19 protein-coding genes are annotated in these 22407 nt (G+C 31.3%); 10 read left to right on the forward strand and 9 right to left on the reverse strand.

Annotation, left to right across the window (positions count from 1 at the left end; genetic code table 11):
- Positions 1 to 77: 77 nt before the first annotated feature.
- The 3 genes from MOO46_RS03795 to MOO46_RS03805 form a co-directional block, all read right to left on the reverse strand.
- Entirely contained in the window at positions 78 to 1706 is a 1629-nt protein-coding gene (locus MOO46_RS03795; RefSeq protein ID WP_249511646.1) for a peptide ABC transporter substrate-binding protein, read from the reverse strand.
- Between the two features lie 157 nt (positions 1707 to 1863).
- Positions 1864 to 3495, reverse strand: a complete 1632-nt coding sequence (locus tag MOO46_RS03800) for a peptide ABC transporter substrate-binding protein (RefSeq protein WP_249511647.1) — start codon at positions 3493 to 3495, stop codon at positions 1864 to 1866.
- A 198-nt stretch (positions 3496 to 3693) separates the two neighbouring features.
- Positions 3694 to 5343 (reverse strand): peptide ABC transporter substrate-binding protein, encoded by a 1650-nt coding sequence (locus MOO46_RS03805; protein WP_249511648.1) that lies wholly within the window; start codon positions 5341 to 5343, stop codon positions 3694 to 3696.
- Between the two features lie 144 nt (positions 5344 to 5487).
- On the opposite strand from MOO46_RS03805, the gene hflX reads away from it, so the two are divergent.
- The gene (hflX, locus tag MOO46_RS03810; protein ID WP_249511649.1) at positions 5488 to 6756 is read left to right on the forward strand and encodes a GTPase HflX; all 1269 of its coding nucleotides are present in this window, start codon (positions 5488 to 5490) and stop codon (positions 6754 to 6756) included.
- A 35-nt stretch (positions 6757 to 6791) separates the two neighbouring features.
- On the opposite strand, the gene MOO46_RS03815 is transcribed toward hflX, so the two are convergent.
- Entirely contained in the window at positions 6792 to 7811 is a 1020-nt protein-coding gene (locus MOO46_RS03815; protein ID WP_249511650.1) for a YeiH family protein, read from the reverse strand.
- 106 nt (positions 7812 to 7917) lie between these two features.
- Here MOO46_RS03815 and MOO46_RS03820 point away from each other — a divergent pair, with 106 nt between their 5' ends.
- Complete coding sequence (locus tag MOO46_RS03820; protein WP_249511651.1) at positions 7918 to 8790, forward strand: LysR substrate-binding domain-containing protein; 873 nt, start codon at positions 7918 to 7920, stop codon at positions 8788 to 8790.
- Positions 8791 to 8807: 17 nt separating this feature from the next.
- On the opposite strand, the gene MOO46_RS03825 is transcribed toward MOO46_RS03820, so the two are convergent.
- Positions 8808 to 9368, reverse strand: a complete 561-nt coding sequence (locus MOO46_RS03825) for a guanylate kinase (RefSeq protein ID WP_249511652.1) — start codon at positions 9366 to 9368, stop codon at positions 8808 to 8810.
- A 5-nt stretch (positions 9369 to 9373) separates the two neighbouring features.
- Positions 9374 to 9784: a bis(5'-nucleosyl)-tetraphosphatase gene (locus MOO46_RS03830; protein ID WP_249511653.1), complete on the reverse strand. Its 411-nt coding sequence runs from the start codon at positions 9782 to 9784 to the stop codon at positions 9374 to 9376.
- Positions 9785 to 9922: 138 nt separating this feature from the next.
- Between MOO46_RS03830 and MOO46_RS03835 the strand changes: the two genes are divergently transcribed.
- The 3 genes from MOO46_RS03835 to MOO46_RS03845 all read left to right on the forward strand — a co-directional run bounded on the left by MOO46_RS03835 (position 9923) and on the right by MOO46_RS03845 (position 14208).
- Entirely contained in the window at positions 9923 to 12343 is a 2421-nt protein-coding gene (locus MOO46_RS03835) for a Xaa-Pro dipeptidyl-peptidase (RefSeq protein WP_249511654.1), read from the forward strand.
- 36 nt (positions 12344 to 12379) lie between these two features.
- Positions 12380 to 13291 carry a proline iminopeptidase-family hydrolase gene (locus MOO46_RS03840; RefSeq protein ID WP_249510381.1) on the forward strand — a complete coding sequence of 304 codons (912 nt, stop codon included), beginning with the start codon at positions 12380 to 12382 and terminating at the stop codon, positions 13289 to 13291.
- A gap of 104 nt (positions 13292 to 13395) precedes the next feature.
- Positions 13396 to 14208 (forward strand): hypothetical protein, encoded by an 813-nt coding sequence (locus MOO46_RS03845; protein WP_249510382.1) that lies wholly within the window; start codon positions 13396 to 13398, stop codon positions 14206 to 14208.
- A 45-nt stretch (positions 14209 to 14253) separates the two neighbouring features.
- Here MOO46_RS03845 and MOO46_RS03850 read toward each other — a convergent pair whose 3' ends face one another.
- The 3 genes from MOO46_RS03850 to MOO46_RS03860 form a co-directional block, all read right to left on the reverse strand.
- Positions 14254 to 14553 (reverse strand): hypothetical protein, encoded by a 300-nt coding sequence (locus tag MOO46_RS03850; protein WP_249510383.1) that lies wholly within the window; start codon positions 14551 to 14553, stop codon positions 14254 to 14256.
- A gap of 18 nt (positions 14554 to 14571) precedes the next feature.
- The gene (locus MOO46_RS03855; RefSeq protein ID WP_249510384.1) at positions 14572 to 15306 is read right to left on the reverse strand and encodes a hypothetical protein; all 735 of its coding nucleotides are present in this window, start codon (positions 15304 to 15306) and stop codon (positions 14572 to 14574) included.
- Positions 15307 to 15391: 85 nt separating this feature from the next.
- On the reverse strand, positions 15392 to 16942 hold the full coding sequence (locus MOO46_RS03860) for an ABC-F family ATP-binding cassette domain-containing protein (RefSeq protein ID WP_396121418.1): 1551 nt from the start codon (positions 16940 to 16942) through the stop codon (positions 15392 to 15394).
- 188 nt (positions 16943 to 17130) lie between these two features.
- Between MOO46_RS03860 and MOO46_RS03865 the strand changes: the two genes are divergently transcribed.
- From MOO46_RS03865 to MOO46_RS03885, 5 genes are all read left to right on the forward strand, one after another.
- Entirely contained in the window at positions 17131 to 17514 is a 384-nt protein-coding gene (locus MOO46_RS03865) for a VOC family protein (protein ID WP_249510386.1), read from the forward strand.
- A gap of 171 nt (positions 17515 to 17685) precedes the next feature.
- Positions 17686 to 19311, forward strand: a complete 1626-nt coding sequence (locus tag MOO46_RS03870) for an APC family permease (protein ID WP_249510387.1) — start codon at positions 17686 to 17688, stop codon at positions 19309 to 19311.
- A 395-nt stretch (positions 19312 to 19706) separates the two neighbouring features.
- The gene (trpX, locus tag MOO46_RS03875) at positions 19707 to 20702 is read left to right on the forward strand and encodes a tryptophan ABC transporter substrate-binding protein (RefSeq protein WP_249510388.1); all 996 of its coding nucleotides are present in this window, start codon (positions 19707 to 19709) and stop codon (positions 20700 to 20702) included.
- Positions 20699 to 21598: an ABC transporter permease gene (locus MOO46_RS03880; protein WP_249510389.1), complete on the forward strand. Its 900-nt coding sequence runs from the start codon at positions 20699 to 20701 to the stop codon at positions 21596 to 21598. The genes trpX and MOO46_RS03880 overlap by 4 nt, the downstream gene beginning before the upstream one ends.
- Positions 21591 to 22361, forward strand: a complete 771-nt coding sequence (locus MOO46_RS03885) for an ABC transporter ATP-binding protein (RefSeq protein WP_249510390.1) — start codon at positions 21591 to 21593, stop codon at positions 22359 to 22361. Before MOO46_RS03880 ends, MOO46_RS03885 begins: the two co-directional genes overlap by 8 nt.
- The last annotated feature ends 46 nt before the right edge of the window (positions 22362 to 22407 follow it).

Below are 22407 nucleotides of genomic sequence, written 5' to 3' on the forward strand. Positions count from 1 at the left end.
TTTACATACAATTAGTAAGTATTTAACTCTTCTCCATTATAAGCTATTTAATTATAAAATCTCAAATAACTTGTGTACTATTTATTTGATAAAGTAATATCTCTAAGGTTATATGGTGAACCTGTTGGGAAGAATTGAATTCCGTGAACTCTTGGTTTAATAACTCTTGGAACTACTTGATGGTAGATAGGAATAATTCCTTGATCCGACATCAAAATCTTTTCAGCGTTTACTAAATCATCCCAACGTTTGCTTGCATTATTAGCATCAGCATTTTCAGCATTGTTTACTAAAGCATCGTATTCCTTGTTGCTCCAATCACCATTGTTGTATGAACCACCAGAAGTGAATAGTGACAAGAATGAAATTGGATCAGGGAAGTCAGCACCCCAAGCAGTTATAACCATGTCAAATTGGCCATTTTGTGAACGACTTAATCTTGACTTGAATGGAATGTTTTGAGAAGTAACTTTCAAATTAGGAAGTTTTTGTAATGCGGTTTGTAAGAATTCAGTTGTACTCTTACCAGCAGCAGTATCGTCAGACAATAATGATACGTTTAAAGACTTTTTACCAGTTTCTTTTAGACCTTTAGCCCATAACTTTTTAGCTTCTGCTAAGTTGTAACTTACACCAGTCTTAGTTCCAGCAGCTTCAGTAAAGTCTTTACCGTTACGTTTTGACATACCAGGAGCAACATATCCGACAGCTGGAGTTGATCCGTCACCTAAAACATCTTGAGTCAATTGATTACGGTCAATAGCCATGGAAATGGCTCTCCTAATATTAGTATTCTTGAATGCTGGATTAGATTTTTCATTCATTTCAATAAAGAAAGTAGTAGCAGCTTTTTGACTGTTCAATTCTTTACTATTCTTAAATTCATTAACTTGTTGTTTACCAGAAAGTGTATCGACATCCAATGAACCAGTTTGATATTGGTTCAAAGCAGTATTTGGATCTTTTTGAACGTTGAATTTAACACCATCAAATTTAATGTTTTTAGCGTTCCAGTAATCATTGTTCTTAACAAGTTTCCAACTATCATTAGTACCAGTCCAACCAGTAACTTTAAATGGACCGTTGTAAATCATATTATTACTGTTAGTTCCATAAGAACTACCATATTTGTTAACAATTGATTCATTTTGTGGATAGAATGGAGCCATTGCAACTAAGTATTTGAAGTATGTTTGTGGTTTAGTTAGATTTACAACTAACTTATAATCACCATCAGCTTTAACACCAAGTGAAGAAAGTGGTGCTTTATTTTTACCAATTTCGGTCGCATTTTGAACGTGATCGAATAGGTATGAATATTGAGAAGCAGTCTTTGGATTAACTGTACGTTGCCAACCATAAACGAAGTCTTTGGCAGTAACTGGTTTACCATTACTCCATTTAGAATGTCTCAAATTAAATGTATAAGTCTTACCATCTTTAGAAACATTGTAACTTTCAGCAACACCAGGCTTAACAGTATTGTTTTCACCTGACATTAATAGACCTTCATTACTATTATTTAATGTCCCAAAAGCAGTATTATCAGTTGCCTTTGATGCATCCAAAGTAGTTAAGTTAGCAGATTGTTGCCAATTAACCAACTTACTAGTTGATTCTTTACCACTATTATTACCACAAGCGGCTAATAGAATCGCAGATGCCGCACCAACGGCACCTAACTTAACAACAGACTTTAATTTCATATCCTTTACCCCCAATTCATACATCCATTCGCGAAATAGATTACACTTCTTTTAAAAGGATTATTAAAATATTAACATTAATTAATTATAAAAAGCAATTAATTTTCTCATTTTATTTTAATTTTCGTATAAAAATCGCTTTCGATGTCATCTAACATTACATACGCTTGTTATTATCTATATGAATATCTCTAAGATCATATGGTGATCCAGTTGGGAAAAATTGAGTTCCAGTTACTCTAGGCTTAATTACAACTGGTCTGACCGGATTATAGATTGGAATAATCCCTTGGTCGTACATTAATATTTTTTCGGCATTAATTAAATCATTCCAACGTTTGCTAGAATTATTAGCATCATTACCTTCAGAATTTTGAATTAATGCGTCATATTTGGCATTGCTCCATTTACCATTGTTGTAAGATGCGCTACTGGTAAATAATGATAAAAATGAAATTGGATCTGGAAAGTCAGCAACCCATGAATTAACCACCATATCAAACTGTCCACTCAACGCTCTACTAATTCTAGATTTAACTGGAATATTTTGTGATACTACGTTTAAACCAGGTAATTTTTCCAATGCCGTTTGTAGATATTCTGTAGTTGACTTACCACTATCGGTATCATCAGATAATAAATTAATGTTTACATTGCTCTTGCCAACTTCTTTTAATCCCTTTTCCCATAACTTCTTGGCTTCGCTTAGATTATAAGAAACGCCTGACTTAGTTCCAGCAGCAGCAACAAAACTTTTACCATTGTGGTTAGGCATTCCTGGAGAAACATAGCCTTGGGCAGGTGTAGATCCATCCCCTAATATATTTTGAGTGAATTGTTTACGATCAATTGCCATTGAAATAGCTTTTCTAATATTTAAGTTTTTAAACATTGCATCTTTTTTCTCATTCATTTCAATATAGAAAGTGGATGCCATATTTACACTATGTAGTTCTTTTGAGTTCTTGAATTGACCAACTTGTTGTTTACCAACCAAATTAGTTAAATCTAGCGCATCAGTTGAATATTGATTTAAAGCAGTGTTGGAATCTTTTTGAACGTTAAATTTAACGCCATCATATTTGATATTTTTAGCATTCCAATAATTATTATTTTTTACTAATTGCCAACTATCGTTAGTTCCACTCCAACCAGTAACTTTAAATGGTCCATTGTAAAGCATGTCATCACTGTTTGTTCCATATGATTGACCATACTTTTCAACTGTAATTTTATCTTCTGGATAAAATGGTGCCATTGCTACTAAGTATTTAAAGTAAGTTTGTGGTTTAGTTAAGCTAACAACTAATTTATAATCACCATCTGCTTTGACACCTAATGAAGAAACAGAAGCTTTATTTTCACTAATTTGTGAAGCATTTTTAACATGATCAAATAAATATGAGTACTGTGAAGCTGTCTTAGGATTTACAGTTCTTTGCCAACCATAAACAAAATCTTTAGCAGTTACTGGTTTCCCATTGTTCCATTTAGAATGACGTAAATTAAATGTATAAGTTTTACCATCTGGAGAAACTTGATAACTATCAGCAACTCCCGGCTTAACAGTATTATTCTTGGCAGACATCATAAGTCCTTCATTACTATTATTTAAAGTACCAAAGGAAACATTATCGGTCGCCTTTGATGCATCTAAAGTCGTCAAATTCGTAGGTTGTTGCCATTGAACTAATTTGCTACTAGATTGTTCTTTATTACCACATGCCGCAAGTAAGAAAATCGAGGTCATGCTAACAGCCACAAGTCTTATAGCTGACTTTATTCTCATATATAATTCCCTCCAAAGTGAAAATATCCATGAAACATAATATTAATTTTATGAATACATTAATAAAATTCTACCATTGCTATATAATTAAGAGCAATGCTTTTTGTAATTTTATTCTAATTTTTAACAAAAATAGAGTTTTTATGTGATATTTAATGACAAGAAAAAATGATGCTCATTATGAACACCATTTTTATGTTATTTATTCACAAATGTATTTCTAAAATTAATTGGTGAACCAGTAGGCAATAGTTCATAGTTTTTTACTTTAGGCTGAATAACCATTGGTTGAACTACATATGTCAATGGAACAATTCCTTGTTGATTCATAATTATTTTTTCTGCTTGTACCAAATCATCCCAACGTTTGTCACCATTATTAGCGTCTACACTTTCAGCTTTATCTAATAATTTGTCATATTGAGTATTACTAAATTTACCGAAGTTATAAACTGCTCCAGTCTTAAACAAAGACATAAATGAAATAGGATCTGGGAAGTCAGCAAACCATCCGCCAATTGCGAAATCGAAATCACCGTTTTCAGAACGAGCAATCTCTGATTTTTTAGGAATGCTTTGAACTGAAACTGAAGCTCCAGGTAATTTTTCTACTGCCTCTTGAATAAACTCAGCAGTACTTTTGCCATTAGCAGTATCATCAGTAATTAGAGAAAAGTTAGCATTCTTTTTACCTAGTTGTCTCATTCCTTTTTCCCAATACTTTACAGCCTTATGGGTATCATATTCCACTCCAGATTTTACATAAGATGCATCAGCAAAGGATTTACCATTGTGTTTACCAATATTGTCAGTGACTATTCCTTTAGCGGGAAGGGAACCATCACCTAAAGTATGGTTAGCTAGTTGATTACGAGAAATAGACATTGAAATAGCTTTTCTAATGTTGATGTTACGAAGCATAGGATTCTTAGCATGATTCATTTCCATATAACTAGTGCCACCAATTTTATTAGCATGATAATCTCTGGTGCCTGCAAATTGCTTAACCTGTTGAGCTCCTACTAAACTTGTCTTATCTAAATCACCAGTTTGATATTCATTTAAACCAGTATTAGCGTCTTTTTCAACAACAAACTTTATTTTGTTCAATTTGATATTCTTTGCATTCCAATATTCATTATTTTTAACTAGGTTCCAACTGTCATTAACACCAGTCCAACCAGTAACTTTAAATGGTCCATTGTAGATCATTTTATTACTATTAGTTCCATATGCTGAACCATATTTTTTAACGGTTTGTTCATTTTGTGGTTCAAATGGCGTCATTGTAAGTAAATATTTAAAATAAGACTGTGGTTTATTCAAGTTAATGGTCAATTTGTATTTACCATTAGCCTTAATACCTAATGAAGAAAGTGGTGCCTTACCGGTATTAACTTGTGATGCATTCTTAACATTATTAAATATGTAAGAGTATTGTGAAGCCGTCTTTGGATTTAATGTTCGTTGCCACCCGTAAACAAAGTCCTTTGCTGTAACGGGTTGACCATTACTCCATTTCGAATGCCTCAAATTAAATGTATATATTTTACCATCTGATGAAACATGGTAGTTTTTAGCAACTCCTGGAATTACTTTATTATCAGAAGATCCGACTAATAATCCCTCATTACTATTATTCATTGTTCCAGCACTAATAGTATCGTTAACTTTAGAAGAATCTAGTGTAATCATATTAGAACTTTCTTGCCAACTAATTGTTTTATTATTTTCAGCGTTTTTATTTCCACATGCTGATAAAAGAATTGAAGAAGCTAATCCAATCACCCCGATTTTAATGGCATTATTGATTTTTGAATCTATAATTTTACTTTCATTAAATAACATCCCCTAAAATTAAAATTGACTACAATTAATAAAGTAACGCTCGAATTAATTGTTTTCAATCCTTTTCTAATCATTTTCTCATTAAAATAATTAATGTTAACATGCATAAATGTTATAATGTATCAAATTAAGGAGGATGATTGAGTGGACAACATACAAACAACTGCAATCACAATCGGATTGAATTTAGATAATGAAGAGTTTGCTTATTCAATGCAAGAACTAACCGCACTAGCCAATGCTAATAATATTGAGGTATTAACAACTTTAGTTCAAAAATTAGATCATCCCGATTCGGCAACTTATTTTGGTAAAGGAAAAGTTGAAGAATTAGCAACTGATGTCATTGATTATGATGTTGATATGATCATCGTCAATGACGAACTATCACCTAGTCAGTTAAGAAATTTAGAAAAGAAGACCAATACAAAAGTAATTGATCGGACTGGTTTAATTTTAGAAATCTTTGGTGAACGTGCACAAACCCATGAAGCCAAATTACAGGTAAACTTAGCTAAGCTACAATATCAACTACCAAGATTACACACCAGCGCTAGTCAAAGACTAGATCAACAAGGTGGTGGTGGATTTACTAACCGTGGTTCTGGTGAATCACAGATTGAATTAAATCGTCGTGCAATCGAACGTGATGTGACTCATATTCGCAACGAACTAAAATCCATTCAAAAATCTGATAAAACACAACGTAAGCAACGTGATTCCAAAAGCATCCCCACAGTTGCATTAGTCGGCTACACTAATGCTGGTAAATCAACTATTATGAATAAACTAGTTGGTCGATATGGTGAAAATAACGAAAAACAAGTAATGGTTAAAAATATGTTATTTGCAACTTTAAACACTAGTGTTAGAAAATTAGTCTTCCCGGATAATAAAACCATGCTACTTTCAGATACAGTTGGTTTTGTTAGTAAGTTACCCCATCAATTAGTTCAGGCCTTTCGTTCAACTTTATCAGAAGCAGCTAATGCTGATTTACTAGTTCAAGTTGTTGATGAATCTGACAAAAATAAAGACTTAATGATGAAAACTACAAAAGATACGCTAAAAGAAATTGGTGTCGAAAATATTCCAATGATTACTATTTTCAATAAAGCTGATATTTTAGACGAACGACGCCCTGAAAGAGTTGGCGATAACTTAATAATTTCTGCTAATGAAGAAGATTCAATTGATGAATTAGTTAAAGTTATTAAAGAAAATAGTTATTCAAATTATGTTACCGCTGAATTTCTAATTCCATTTAGTAAAGGTGACGTAACTAGTTATTTAAATGACAATACTAATGTTATAAATACTGAATATGTAGCAGAAGGCACTAAAATTAAAGCTGAATTATCATCCGAACAAATGGATCGCTTAAAAGAATATTTAATTTCAAATGAAGACTAAAAAAAATGCTGCTAATAATTAGCAGCATTTTTATTTTAGAAGAATATTTTACTAACAATAACAACAAAAACAAGTAAGAAAATTGAACTAATAAATGAAGCAACCAATGGTTTAACTCCACGACTAAGTAATACTTTAAAGTTCACTGTCATTCCTAAAGCAGCCATTGCCATTCCTAAGAATAAATAAGCAGCGCTAACTAATGTTGATAGTAAGCTGGCGCTCATCGGAACATAGCTACCAATAATACTAGTAGCAATAAACCCAGCCATAAACCATGGAATTGGTAATTTACGTTTACCACTAGCTTCACTATTAACAGTGGTCTTTTGATACCAAATACCAATGATCACAGCCGCAGGTGCTAACATTAATACTCGTGATAATTTAGTGATAATCGCAATGTTCAAAGCAACTGGACCATCAGAACTACCAGTAGCAACCGCATGAGCAATTTCATGTAAGGATCCCCCAGCCATCACACCGAATTGGTCAGGTGTCATATGTAACAATGGTTTAATTGCAATTTCAATTAAAGTAAATACAGTTCCCATAATGGCAACAATTGCGACTGCAAGCACTTGATCTTCTTCTTTTTGAGCTTGTTTATCAGCATTTACTTTAATTTGTGGTGATATTCCCATAACTGCGGCAGCTCCACAAATTCCAGTACCACTAGCTGTTAAAATTGAAAGTTCTTTATTTACACCCAATTTACGGTTTAATAAATAAGTACCTGAGATCGTTCCACAAACTACTAAGATGGCTAATAAAATTGTTTTAACCCCAGAAGACATCAAGGTATTAAGATTTAACTTAAATCCTAATAAAATAATTCCTAAACGCAAAAATTTATTAGAAATAAACCCTGCTTCTGATTTTAAATTTTTAGTAATCTTAGGTTGAACTTGGATCAACATTCCAAAAATAAGTGCTAAAACGAGTGAACCGATAATATTTAAATATGGCATTCCTGCTAAATAAGTTCCAGCAAGAGTACAAATAAAAGTAACAATAATAGCTAACCAAAACTTAGTTGTTAATATTATTCTCATTACTATCTTCCCTTCATTAATTTATATATTAAGTATAAATTAATGTTATTATAAAATAAAATTATCATTATTAATAACGATATAAAAATAAGTTATGGAGAATAAAATGTTAGACCAAAGATATATTACCTTTAAAATTTTGTCAGAAAACAAATCATATACTAAAACGGCAAAACAATTATTCATCACTCAACCAGCAGTTACACAACAAATTAAAAGTTTAGAAAAAGATTTAAATTTACAATTAGTTAGTTATAAGCAACCATATCTAAACATTACTGAAGATGGAATCAAGTTAGCCGAATTCATAAATAATATTAATATTCAAAGTGACAAGTTTATTCATGAACTAAAAGATCACCCCAAACAACGAAATTTAGTTTTTGGTTCTACTCGCTCGGTTGCTCTATTCATGACCCCTGCTATCATTACAAATATCGAAAATCAATTTAAAAATATTGAATGTGTTGTAACTAACACTGATAAAATATTAAAAATGATTGATCATGGTGATTTGGATTTTGCAATTTTAGAAGGTAATTTCGATAAAGATAAATATAGCTATCATGTTATCAAAGAAGAGCAATTTATTTGTGTTACTAGCGTTCACAATCCAATCACCAAATACAAAGAAGTTAGGATTCAACAATTACTCAAGGAAAACCTGTTACTACGTGAGGTAGGCTCTGGAACTCGTTTCATTTTCGCCAACTGGTTAGAATCATTAAACATTACTGAAAATGATTTCAATAAAGTCATTAACATCAATGAACCAACAGTTATTAATCATTTACTAGAAGATGATTTAGGCGTGTCTTTTATGTATAAATCACTGGCTAAAGATGAAATTAATTCCGGTAAACTAAAAGAAATTCATGTAAAAGGATTAGACATCATTCGACCAATCAATTTAGTTGCCATCAAAAGTAATTACTTTAATGATTTATTAAAATTAATCAAAAATAACGATACCCATTAAATAGGTATCGTTATTTTTTAACATAATTTATTCACTAAAGCATCAATCGTAGCTTCAGCATGTTTTAAATCATTATTTTCGATCACATATGCTGATGATTGCAATTCTTTGGGAACTTTTAAGTCGCGTTCATATTCATGACTAGATAAACGTTGCTTAATTTTATCTTCGCTATCGCCACGTTCAATCATGCGATTTTTTAAAATAACTGGATCATTAACCTCAATAAAAAAGATTAACGCTTGATTGCCTAATTTTTCATGATAAGTAATAGCTCCTTGAGTATCCAATACAATTACTGCACAATGATTGTTTCGCCAAGCTTTCTCAAGGCCTTCATATGAAGAACCATATTTAGCCTTAGCATATTGAACATGTTCCAAGAAATGATTTTTAGCAAATGTTTCATCATTTTCAAAATAATAATCAACTTTATCTTGTTCATTTTTACGTGGTGCTCTAGTTGTATGAGTAACTACCTTGGCAACATGATAATGATTAACCAAATAATCTCTAATTGTGGTTTTGCCACTACCGGTTGCTCCAGTAATTACAATTAATTTATTTTCTTTTATCATTTTAATCACTTACCTACAATGTATTGATTAGCTTTATCCAAAATTACTTTTAGGTTGTCATAAGTAAGTGTATTACGGGAATCATCATAGCTTTGCCAAACATAGTCACTAATTTCTTCTTTTTGTAGTGTAATTTTGGGATCATCCACTTGTGAAGTATAAAAAGTAATCACTTTATGGTGGCCATTTTTCATATCATACTCAGCATCAATACTAAAATCAGTGTCAATTGTTGCATCAATATTAGTTTCTTCCTTAATTTCTCTGATTGCTGCTTGTTCTAATGATTCATCACCTTCAACGTGGCCTTTAGGAAACCCCCAGAAGTCACTAGTTGCACTTTTTTCTAATAAATATTGCGGTTTACCATCAACCATTTTATAAACAATTGCTCCACCATCAATTTCAGTAACCATAATATCCCCTCCATATAATAATTACTTATATTATAGCATTATGTATTTTAAGCTTTAAATGATTAATAAAGATTTAATCCTCATTTGTTTCTAATTTACGATATAATATAAATTACATATATTTTTAGGAGGACTTTCATGAAAAATCATCAATATGCAATTGCTGACTACAATTTAAAAATTGCTAAAAAAGAATTAACTGATATTCATTTTTTAGATAAATCAACTGATGACATTAAAAAACCAGCTGAGTTACTAAAAACATTTTTACTAAAAGCTTTTTTAGACAGTCAAAGTTTAACAATTAGAGGACAACAAATTGCAGGCATGATGGCTAGTTTCGAAGAAAATGCGTTATCATTTTTAGATAAAAATGCGCCACTTTCTAAAATTGGCTTCTATAATATTGCACTACAATTACTTCATTTCCAAGTTGGAGAAGATTTTTTAATCGATAATCCCATTACTAAAATGAAGGACTTAAATCTTCCAGTTGCTGATGTAAATGATGAAATGAATCTATATGATACCATCTGTGCATGGTATTTACTATTAAACACACACAATAAATATGGAACTACTTTCGTTGATGATCTAGCATCTAAAGGCTACTTCGCACAAAATTTAAACAGTTTTAGTAAGCCATTAATTTTTAATGGTAAAACAATGCCCGTATATGATACTAATAACTTAATTCGTGAAGTTGTTTACGTTGAAGCAGACCAAGATACTGATAATGACGGCAAATTAGATTTACTAAAAACTGAAATCATTAGACCTAAAGAAAGTAATAAAAATAAAGTCCCTGTCATTTTCACCAATAGTCCTTACAATCAAGGTACTAATGATAAAGATGGCAAAGATTTAACTCACAATGTCAATATTGGTCTACAACACAAAGAACCCAATAATTATTCATACTCAAATATCAAAGCAAAAAATAATAAAGAAAAGCTACCTGAACCAAGAACCGTTGAAGGTAAAACTAGAAAAGCTGAACAAACTTTAGACCGTGAATTATCTTACACATTAAATGATTACTTCTTAGCACGTGGTTTTGCTGTCGTTTACTCTGCTGGAATCGGTACTTATGAATCAGATGGTTTTAGAACCACTGGTGATTATGATGAAACTTTATCAGCAACTGCTGTTATTGAATGGTTAACAGGTAAACGTACTGCTTTCACTAATAAGTTAGATAACAACCAAATTGAAGCTTACTGGTCTAATGGTAATGTTGCAATGTCGGGTCGTTCATATTTAGGAACCCTACAAATTGCTGCCGCTACAACTGGTGTTGAAGGATTAAAAACTTGTATCGCTGAAGCAGCTATTTCAAATTGGTATGATTACTATCGTGAAAATGGTTTGGTATTAGCACCTGGTGGTTTTCAGGGTGAAGATGCTGATGTCCTAGCTGCTGAAACTTATAGTAGGAAACAAAATGCTAGTGAATTTTATAAAAATGAAGAAGCTTGGCAAAAACAATTAGCAAAAATAACTGAAGGTCAAGAACGTGATACTGGAAACTATAACGAATTCTGGGATGCCCGTAATTACCTTAAAGATGCTAAAAATATCAAAGCTGATATGTTCTTAATTCACGGTTTGAATGATGACAACGTTAAACCTAAAAATGTGGAACAGATTTGGCAGGCAATCAAGCCATTAAACATCAACAAAAAATTAATTTTACATCAAGGTAAACATATTTATATCAATGCATTTCAATCAATTGATTTTACTGACATGATTAATTTGTGGTTAACTTACAAATTACTAGATGTTGATAATAATGCTCCAGAATTAATCCCAAATGTTATTATTCAAGACAATACTAAGGAACAAACTTGGAATGCATTTAACGAATGGGAAAATCCAGACAGTATTAAAACACTTCACCCATCACAGAATAATGAATTAATTGATGATTTCGACCATGGTAAAAAGCAATTCAAAGATAGTGTTGATTCTAAAGACTTTCAAAAATACTGTCTTGATTATAAAAAGTGGCGCAACGATTTAGTATTAGATCGTGAAGACAATCCGTTAAAAGATAACCGGATTATTTTTAAAACAGCTCCTGCTAAAGAAGACTTCACTATCGATGGAAAAGTAAAAATACAATTAAATGCTTCAGCATCCCAAAACTTTGGGATGATAAGTTGTATGTTAGTTGATTATGGAAACGATTATCGTTTAACTGAAACACCTAAGCCATTAGGCCATCGAATTAATGAAGGCTACCTATGGCGTGAAGATTCATTACGTGAATTTAAAATGAAAATGCAAAAAACTCCTTATAAGGAAATCGCAGAAGGTCATATCAATATGCAAAATCGTAGTAATAGCTACCAAGTTGATGATATGGAAGCTAATGCAGATTATGATATGTCACTAGAATTACAACCTACTTTCTACCACTTATTAGCTGGTCATCAATTAGGCTTAGTTATTTTCGCTACTGATTTTGAAAATACCGTTCGTGGTAACCAAGATATTAAATACACCATCAACTTAGCCGAAAGTAACATTCAATTGCCTATTCGTAAGCAATAGTGTTAGGATATTAATTAAAAGAAATGAGGGATTATCATGAAACAAAAGACTAAAATCATTACTTTAGATAACGGATATCATTTATGGACGCATACCTCAGGTGAAGGTAAAATCAATTTACTTGCTCTTCATGGTGGCCCTGGTGGTACCCACGAATATTGGGAAAATACAGCTGATGAACTTAAAAAACAAGGCTTAGATGTTTCCGTTACTTACTATGATCAATTAGGATCATGGTATTCAGATACTCCTGATTTTTCTGACCCAGAAGTTTCTAACAAAGTATTAACCTATGACTATTTCTTAGATGAAGTTGAAGAAGTTAGACAAAAGCTTGGTTTAGATAACTTTTATTTAATTGGTCAATCTTGGGGTGGATTATTAGTTCAACTATACGCTCAAAAATATGGTAAACACCTTAAAGGTGCAATCATTTCATCAATGGTTGATGAAATTGATGATTACACTACTCATTTAGATCAAATTCGTGAAAAAGAATTTTCACCTGATGAATTAGCCTTCATGAAAAAATGCGAAGCTAACAATGATTATGATAATGAACGTTATCAAAAAGATGTTGATAAATTAAACAAAGATTATATTGATCGTAAACAACCTTCCAAATTAGAACACTTAATTGGTTTATCAAACACTGATATTTACAATGCTTTCCAAGGTGATAATGAATTCGTTATTACTGGTAAATTAGGTGAGTGGCATAATACTAAGAACTTAAAAGATAACCATGTTCCTACATTAGTAACTTTTGGTGAACACGAATCAATGCCATTAGAAACTGGTAAAAGAATGGCTAAAATGATTCCAAATGCTAAATTTGTATCGACTCCAAATGGTGGACATCATCATATGATTGATAATGCCCCCGTTTATTATGATCATTTAGCAACATTCCTACGTGAAGTTGAAAACGATACTTTTAACAAATAATAAATTTAAGCCTAGCTGTTAATTATAGCCAGGCTTTTTATTTTATGTTTATTTTAAAGTTTTAGTGGTATAACTATTATTATATATTTAAGGAGTTCTGCAATATGCAAAATCTATATAATTTAGTTATTAATCGAACTAACAGTAATAGTTCTGAAAAATTTATTAATCTAATTCGTGAAGCTTCAATTCTATTAGTGGTTTTAGAAATTTTTGGTTACCGAGTCCCTAGTTTCTTATCAACATCCATGAATACATTTTTATTAAATGTCTTTTATCTATTAACTGACTACAAAGTACCCTTGCTATTATTTTTAATTTGGCTGGCTCTAACATCTATTTCTAAATTATCCATGAACTTTCATTACTTTGAAAACTTACACTATAATTTCTTACATCAGGTTTCTAAAGTGTATAAATTTTATTGGATAATTATATTTATTATTTGTTTACTTGCTACCAATCTACAAAGTATTATCGATTTTAGTTTTATTATGCAAGTCACTAAACAAACAAATATTGCAACTCAACTTTTGCCCACCCTATTTAGAAACGTCTTTTCGTTGGGATTATTAATTGCAAATATTTATTGGTGCTTAATGTACTTCTGTAAAACAGATAACATCATTTCAGAAAAACATCCTCGTGAAAGCCATTTAGATTCAAAAGCATATATTAATTTGGCTAAACGTGAAATTGATTTTGAAAACAAAAAAATTAATTTACAAATTTTCGTAAAAAACAATGAATTAAAACCATTAGATGATATCAAAGAATATTTTCTAGTTAAAAAAGTAACTAATAAGACAAATAATCGTCATCGTTCAAAGATAACCATCATTAGTCAATTTCCATCTTACAATGATGCCAAAAGTTTTATGAATGATTATGCTGATGAACCAAAAAACTTTCAATAAAAAATAATCCTCTTTTAGTTTTTAAATTCTAAAAGAGAATTATTTTTATTTTACAGTATCTTTAATAAAATCATCATATCCGCGATTATATTCATCACTTTTTTTATATCGTTTACTTTGATTATACTTAAATAATTTTAGCATAATTTTATTACTAGTTAAGTATCGTTTGGTGTTGTTATCATAGAAAGCTTTTTGATACCCCTTTTGATAATCATTTACTGGGCTACCTAAATTATACATTGTATTCTCATTGTTTTTCTTATAATAATCATATTCTTTTTCATATTGCTTAAATTTACCATTTTTCATAAATTTAAACCAATCATGATAAAATTTTAACATTTAACAGCACTTCCTATTTTATTTAATTTTAACAAATCTTATACTTCTTTTAATCTCATTAATAATTCCCTCGGATTCTTCTTTTGTATATAGATATTCGAGGTAAGATATAACAAAATCATTATTTTTGAACGCAGATAGTGCTCGTATTGCTTTCCATTTGCATAGTATGTTTTCTGACTTAGTTTCATTAACAATTACTTTCAACAAATTCAAAGTACCTAATAATGAATTATGAAAAATACAGTATTCTAAAACATCTAATGATTCACTTTTTTGCGAATTATTCATATTATTTTGTTGAATATTTATATATATTTCAGAAACTGCAATGATATCCATTTTTTGAAGAATTCTTGCACAAATATCACGCGCAATCGGATATGTACTCTTTTTACTTGTTTTCATTGGAACCTTCAGATATTGATTATTACCAATTTTACCTAGTTCTGATATTAGTAAAATTGCTGTATGTTTTGTCCCAGCAGAAAGTACTTTTTGAATTTCAATCTTTGTATATAGTGGACAGCCTTTTTTTAGAATTAGTAATAATTCTTTAGAGAGTGGTTCTTCAAATTTATTAAAGTACTTAATACCAATAATTCTCACAATAGCCGTTAATTTACTTTCGTATACATCCTTTCTTTTCAAAAGAAATAACAGATAATCGTATTTATCATTTTTATGATTATTATAGTAGCATTTATTAATCTTGCCCCTAACTGAATCAATAAAATTATAACCTTCATACACGTATTATACGACACATAGTACATAAAAAAGCACCTCCGAAAATTATTATTTTAAAAAATAATAATTTTATCGAAAGTGCTTTTTTCTAATTACTTTGTTCGTTTGCTTTTTCAATTTCATCTTTATCACGTAAACTTAGTTTTTCAACATTTAAGACTTTGTCTACTAAGCCATTATAAAAACTAGTTTCATGAGACACAATAATCGCATTCCCAGGGAAGTTATTGATTGCTTGTTTTAAAGATTCCTTAGTTTCATCATCAAGATGATTTGTAGGTTCATCCATGATTAAGAAATTACTTGGTGTAAATTCTAGCATCGCTAACTTAACCTTAGTTTGTTCCCCACCAGATAATTCCCCGATAGGTTTCATTGCATTCGCAGCATCTAAACCACACTTGGCTAACTTAGTTCTAATTGGTTTTTGTTCCAACTTAGGAAATTTATTTTGAATAATTTGCAATGGGGTTTCTTTATCATTGGACCAAATCAAATCTTGACTAAAGTAACTAACTTTTGCCGATGGTGAAAAATCAGCTTTACCACCCTTAGGTTTTAGTAGGCCTAAAATTGATTTAATTAGTGTTGATTTACCAACTCCATTAAACCCTTCAAAGCCAACTTTTTCATCAGTATTAACTGAAAAGCTAACTGGTTTTAACAATGGCTTATCATATCCTACTGATAGTTCATCAACAACCAATGCATTTTGTGAACCTGTATCTTCATATGGAAAGTTAAAGGAAGCATGAATATTTGTTGAAGGTGGATCAACAACTTCCATATGTGATAGCATTTTTTCACGTGACTTCGCCATCGTTGATCTAGAACCAGCCTTATTTTTACGAATGAAAGCTTTGGCCTTTTCAATTTCAACCTGTTGCTTATCATATTCTCTTTGTTGAACCTTTTCACGTTCATCACGTTGGCGCATTGCTGATTGAAAATCACCACGATATTTAGTAATTTTACCAAAGGCAATATTTACGATACAGTTAGTAACTTTTTCTAAAAATTCATAATCATGAGAAATAACCATAACAGCACCGTCAAAATTATTTAGATAGTCTTCTAGCCATGAAATATGAGCAGTATCCAAATAGTTAGTTGGTTCATCAAGTAAAATAACATCTGGATCTTCTAAAATTAATTTAGCTAAAATAATCTTAGAACGTTGTCCACCAGACATATGAGAGATTTGTTGATCACGTTTAACATCATCCAATCCCAGTCCAGTAATAACTCGTTCAATTTCTGTTTCGATATCATAAAAATTATTAGCCTCAAGGTTTTCTTGAATTCGACCCGCTTGTTCTAATAATTTATCATCAAAATTTTCAGCATATTGTTCATACAATTTAGCCATATGCTTAGATTGGTCATATAAGCCTTGATAAGCAGTATGAAGAAAATCAATTAAATTCATTTTTTCAGGAATGTCAGCATATTGGTCTAAATAACCAACACTAACGTTGTTTTGCCACTTAACAGAGCCAGAAACTGGTAATTCAACGCCAGTAATAATCTTTATAAGAGTACTTTTACCAACCCCGTTTTGACCAACAATTCCCATATGTTCGCCCTTGTTTAAAGTAAAACTAGCTTCGTCATATAATTTTTTATCGGCAAAGCCCATACTTATATCTTTAACATCAAGTAAAGCCACTATTTTCACTCCTTATAATCATTAAAAAGTCGTACTTATATACATACTCTTAAAAATACCACACTAAAAAACATTTAGTCAATTTCATTTTAATAAAATTTTGTTTATAATATTAGAGTTAAGCTTAAATATTAATCATTTAGAAAGGACTATAAATAATGAAAGTAAAAGATATTGATCATATTACAATTTTTGTACGAGATTTAGAAAAAACGATGAGATTCTATCATGAGGTCTTTGATTTACCTATCTTAACGTTTGATGAATCTAAACTAGAATTTCAATTGGGCAAGCAAAAATTAATTTTCTTAACTATTATTAGTAGTGACAATAACAACCCTAAAAATCCTAGTGCAGGATCCAGCAAATTTTGCATTATTGCTAAGGACTCTTTGTCAGATATAACTTCGCATTTAGCTAATTATGGAGTAGAAATTATCGATGGTCCAAAAAAAGTTAGTGGTGCTAATGGTGAAATGAACTCAATATATGTTAATGATCCTGAACAAAATGTTATTGAAATTTGCGAATATAAAGATTAAAAACATTACAAAATTTTAATAATTTTTATTACGGTTTTAATTATTTGTAAATGCTTAGAAATACTATTATTATAGTAGATGGAAGCATAAAAGCTTATCACACTGGTCTTTTATCATTTTACACTGATAAATATTTTTGGTAATATACTTGGAGACCATGAAAGGAGTATTATGAAAAAAAATAATAATTCAGGAAAGATAGGTTTATTTCAGATTGTAATGTTGGGACTTAGTTCCATTATTGGTTCAGGTTGGTTATTCGGATCTTGGGAAGCTTCCAAGGTTGCTGGACCAGCTGCTATTATATCTTGGATCGTTGGTGCTATTGTTATTGGTGCTATCGCATTCAACTATGTTGAACTTGGTTCTATGTTCCCAGAAAGTGGTGGAATGAGTAAATACGCTCAATACACCCACGGTTCTTTACTAGGTTTCATCGCGGCTTGGGCTAATTGGGTATCATTAGTTACATTGATTCCAATTGAAGCCGTTGCTGCGGTTCAATACATGGGTTCTTGGCCATGGAAATGGGCACACTGGACACATGGATTCTTGGTAAATGGTGAAATATCCAATACCGGTTTATTTGTCGTTTTTCTTTTCATATTAGTCTTTACATTATTGAACTATTGGTCTGTTAATTTATTAGCTCGATTCACTAGTTTTATCTCAATTTTTAAATTGGGAATTCCATTACTAACAATTATTATGTTATTAATGTCTGGTTTCCACTCTGGAAACTTCACTTCTCAAGGATTCATGCCTTATGGTAGTGCTGCTATTTTCTCAGCAACAACAGCTTCAGGTATTATTTTCTCATACAATGCATTCCAAGTTGTTATTAACATGGGTAAAGAAATTAAAAATCCTAAGAGAAACATCGCTTTAGGAATTACTATTTCCTTAGCAATTAGTATCGTTATTTATGTATTACTACAATTCACATTTATCGGTACAATCGTACCTCAAGATTTAGTTAACGGTTGGCACGGTGTTGATTTCCAATCACCATTTGCTGATTTAGCAATCTTGTTGGGTATTCATTGGTTAGCTGTACTATTATACTTAGATGCTTTTATATCACCATTTGGTACCGGTGTTTCATTCGTTGCCCAAACTGGTCGTACATTAGCAGCCATGGTACAAAACGAACACATGCCTAAATTCATTGGTAAAATGAATGAACGTTGGGGTGTTCCAAGAATTGCCATGATAGTTAACTTAATTATTAGTGTGTTACTAGTAGCATTGTTCAGAAGTTGGGGAACACTTGCTAGTGTTATTTCTACTTCTACTCTAATTGCATACTTAACTGGTCCTGTTACAGTAACTGCACTAAGAAGAATTGCTCCAAACTTCAAACGTCCTATTCGTTTGAAACTATTAAAAGTTATGGCTCCACTTGCATTTGTTCTTGCTAGCTTAGCAACTTACTGGGCAATGTGGCCAACAACTGTTAAAGTTATTCTTGTTATCTTACTAGGTTTACCATTCTACTTCTATTTCGAATGGAAAACTGGTTGGAAGAAAACTAAGGATCAATTTACAGGTAGTTTCTGGATGATTGGTTACTTAATTTTCATTTCAATTATTTCATACATGGGTTCAACACCATTCGGTGGTCAAAACTGGATTCATTATCCATATGATTTCTTAGTTATCATTATTGCTTCACTTGCCTTCTACAGATGGGGGATTTCAAGTGCAATGGTAACCAAAGATTTAAGAAATGCCAAAGAAGTAAATGATGAAATTAATCTAGAAGATTTTGAAGACGAAAATAAAAAAGACAAATAAAATAAATTTATAAAAGAGTGAACTTAATGTTCACTCTTTTTTGTTATGCTTGACTTTTATATAGGATAAATTTAAAATTAAACTTAATAAATGAAAGGGGAAAGATCCAATGGAAAATATTTTAAACAACTTATCAATAGTTTCTACTTGGCAAAGCTGGTGTTAATAAATCGCATTATAAAATACAGATGCGATTTAATTAGATGTTCCTATTAATTAAGCGCATCTGTACCAGCTTCTTTCTCACGAATCAATAAAAGCTTGTGCGGATGAAATTCAAACACCACAGGTATGCTATATATGTATTTTAAGCGGATAAACCTGGGATGTTTGGGTTATCCGCTTTTTTATTGGAATATTTTATTAAGAACATCAAATAAAGGAGTGCTACATAAATGAAACGTTTATATTCAGTAATTATTGTATTATTTCTAATTTTAGCGTTTGGTTATTATAAAGAGAAACAACCTGTAAAAATAAGTCGTGATCATATCCCACAAATTGGGATTTTACAACTAACAGAGCATCCCGCTTTGGATGCCATCCATCATGGAATTATACAAGGATTAAAAGAATCCGGATTTCAACCTGGTAAAAATATTAAGATTGATTTTCAAAATGCCGAAAACGATCAAAGTAATCTAAAAACAATGAGTACGAAGTTTGCAAATGAAAATGTCGACTTATCAATTGGTATTGCTACCCCTTCTGCTCAAGTTTTAGCAAATACAGTAAAAAATAGACCTTTAGTTTTAGGTGCCATTACAGATCCTAAGTCAGCTGGACTAGTAAATTCAAATCAAAAACCAGGTCGAAACACCACCGGAGTTTCAGATCTTCCACCAATGAAGCAACAACTAGATCTAATAAAACAAATTATGCCAAATATGAAAACTTTGGGCGTTATTTATACTTCTAGTGATGATTCAGCTACTAGCCAATACAAAAAATTTACGGAAATATGTAAACAAGAAGGAATTAAAGTTAAAGGATACTCAATTGCTAATACAAATGATTTAAATCAAGTTGCTACTCAAATGGTCCAAAATGTTGATGCAGTCTATGTACCAAATGATAATACTGTAGCATCAGCAATCCAAACATTAGTCGCAGTGGCCAATAAACGTAACGTCCCTATTTTCCCTACAGCATCAAATGTCGTTAAAAATGGCGGAATTGCAACCTATGGCTTAAATCAATTTAAATTAGGTGTGGAAACCGGTAAAGTTACTGCAAAAATAATACATGGCGAAAATGCATCAGAAATGCCAATTCAAACTTTAAAACATGGTGATTTAGCACTTAACCTCAACCAGGCTAGAAAATTAGGCATTCATATTCCTCAACCATTAATTCAAAAAGCTGAAAGACAAGGAGTGATTTATAAATGAGTTTAATAATTTCTGCAATTGGCCAAGGCCTATTATGGGCAGTAATAGGAGTTGGACTATACCTAACCTTTAGAATTTTAGATTTCCCAGATATGACAGTCGAAGGTACTTTTCCTATGGGAGCTGCAACCGCAGTTACAGCAATTGCTCATGGATATTCACCAATAATCGCAACGATTATGGCCTTTTTAGTGGGATGCCTCGCTGGTTTAGTAACCGGATTGTTATACACAAAAGCTAAAATTCCAGTATTATTAGCTGGGATTTTGGTTATGACAGCATCATATTCCATTGATTTGAGAATCATGGGTAAACCCAACCAATCTTTATTAGGTTTACCAACATTATTAAATGGCCATTTTTTTCAATCACTACCACCATATTTTGATAGTGTTGCTTTAGGACTTATTATTATTGTAATCGTAACAATTGTATTGGTATATTTCTTACAAACTGATTTAGGTCAAGCATTTATCGCTACTGGTGATAATGAAAACATGGCTGAATCTTTAGGCATTAATACTGATAATATGAAAATAATGGGTGTTAGTGTATCAAATGGTTTAATTGCTTTAGGTGGTGCCCTTGTTGCACAAAACAATGGCTACTCAGATGTTAATATGGGAATTGGAATCATTGTTGTTGCACTTGCATCCATCATTATTGGTGAAGTCGTATTTGGTGATTTAACAATGGTGCAAAGACTAATCGCCGTTACTATTGGCAGTATCATTTATCGTTTAGTTTTATTATTGGTATTACAACTAGGATTCAATGCAACCGATCTAAACCTTATTTCATCAGTATTACTAGCTATTTTCATGGGAGTGCCAGCTTTAGAAAAGAAATTTCACTTAAAACATGTATTGAAACGGGGGTTAAAGAATCATGACTAAACCAATCTTTCAATTGAAAAATATCGTTAAAACCGTAAATGAAGGTTCCGCTGAGGAATTAAACATTTTAGATCATATTAATTTAGATATTTATCCTGGTGATTTCATAACAATATTAGGATCAAATGGAGCAGGTAAATCTACCCTTTTTAATACGATTGGTGGAAATTTAAAACCAAACTCTGGCCAAGTAATTTATAATAATAAAGATATCACTAAGACTTCAGTTGTTAAAAGAACTGCATTCTTAAGTCGTGTTTTCCAAGATCCTAAAATGGGAACTGCTCCGCGAATGACAGTTGCTGAAAACTTGCTTCTTGCTGAAAAAAGAGGTAAAAAACATTCATTAGTCCCTCGTAACTTAAAGAGCCAGATGAATAAGTTTAAAAAGCTTACTAAAAAAATGAACAATAATTTAGATAAACGTTTAACCACAGCAACCGGTAATTTATCTGGTGGTCAAAGACAAACACTAAGTTTTTTAATGGCAACCATTAATAAGCCTGGCATTTTACTTTTAGATGAACATACAGCTGCTTTGGACCCCAAAACTTCACAACAATTAATGGACATCACAGATAATACTATTCATCAAGAAAAGTTGACTTGTTTAATGATTACACATCATTTAGACGATGCTATTAACTATGGAAATCGTCTTTTAGTTCTCCATCAAGGTAAAGTTTCTTATGATATCTCTGGTGAAGAAAAGAAAAACTTAACTAAAGAAAAATTATTAACCTTTTTTAACGATATTCAATAATAAGCAAATTGATTTAAAATTAATAAATATAGAAATGTTTGTTATA

This window comes from Apilactobacillus apisilvae (assembly GCF_023380225.1).
GTDB lineage: Bacteria > Bacillota > Bacilli > Lactobacillales > Lactobacillaceae > Apilactobacillus > Apilactobacillus apisilvae.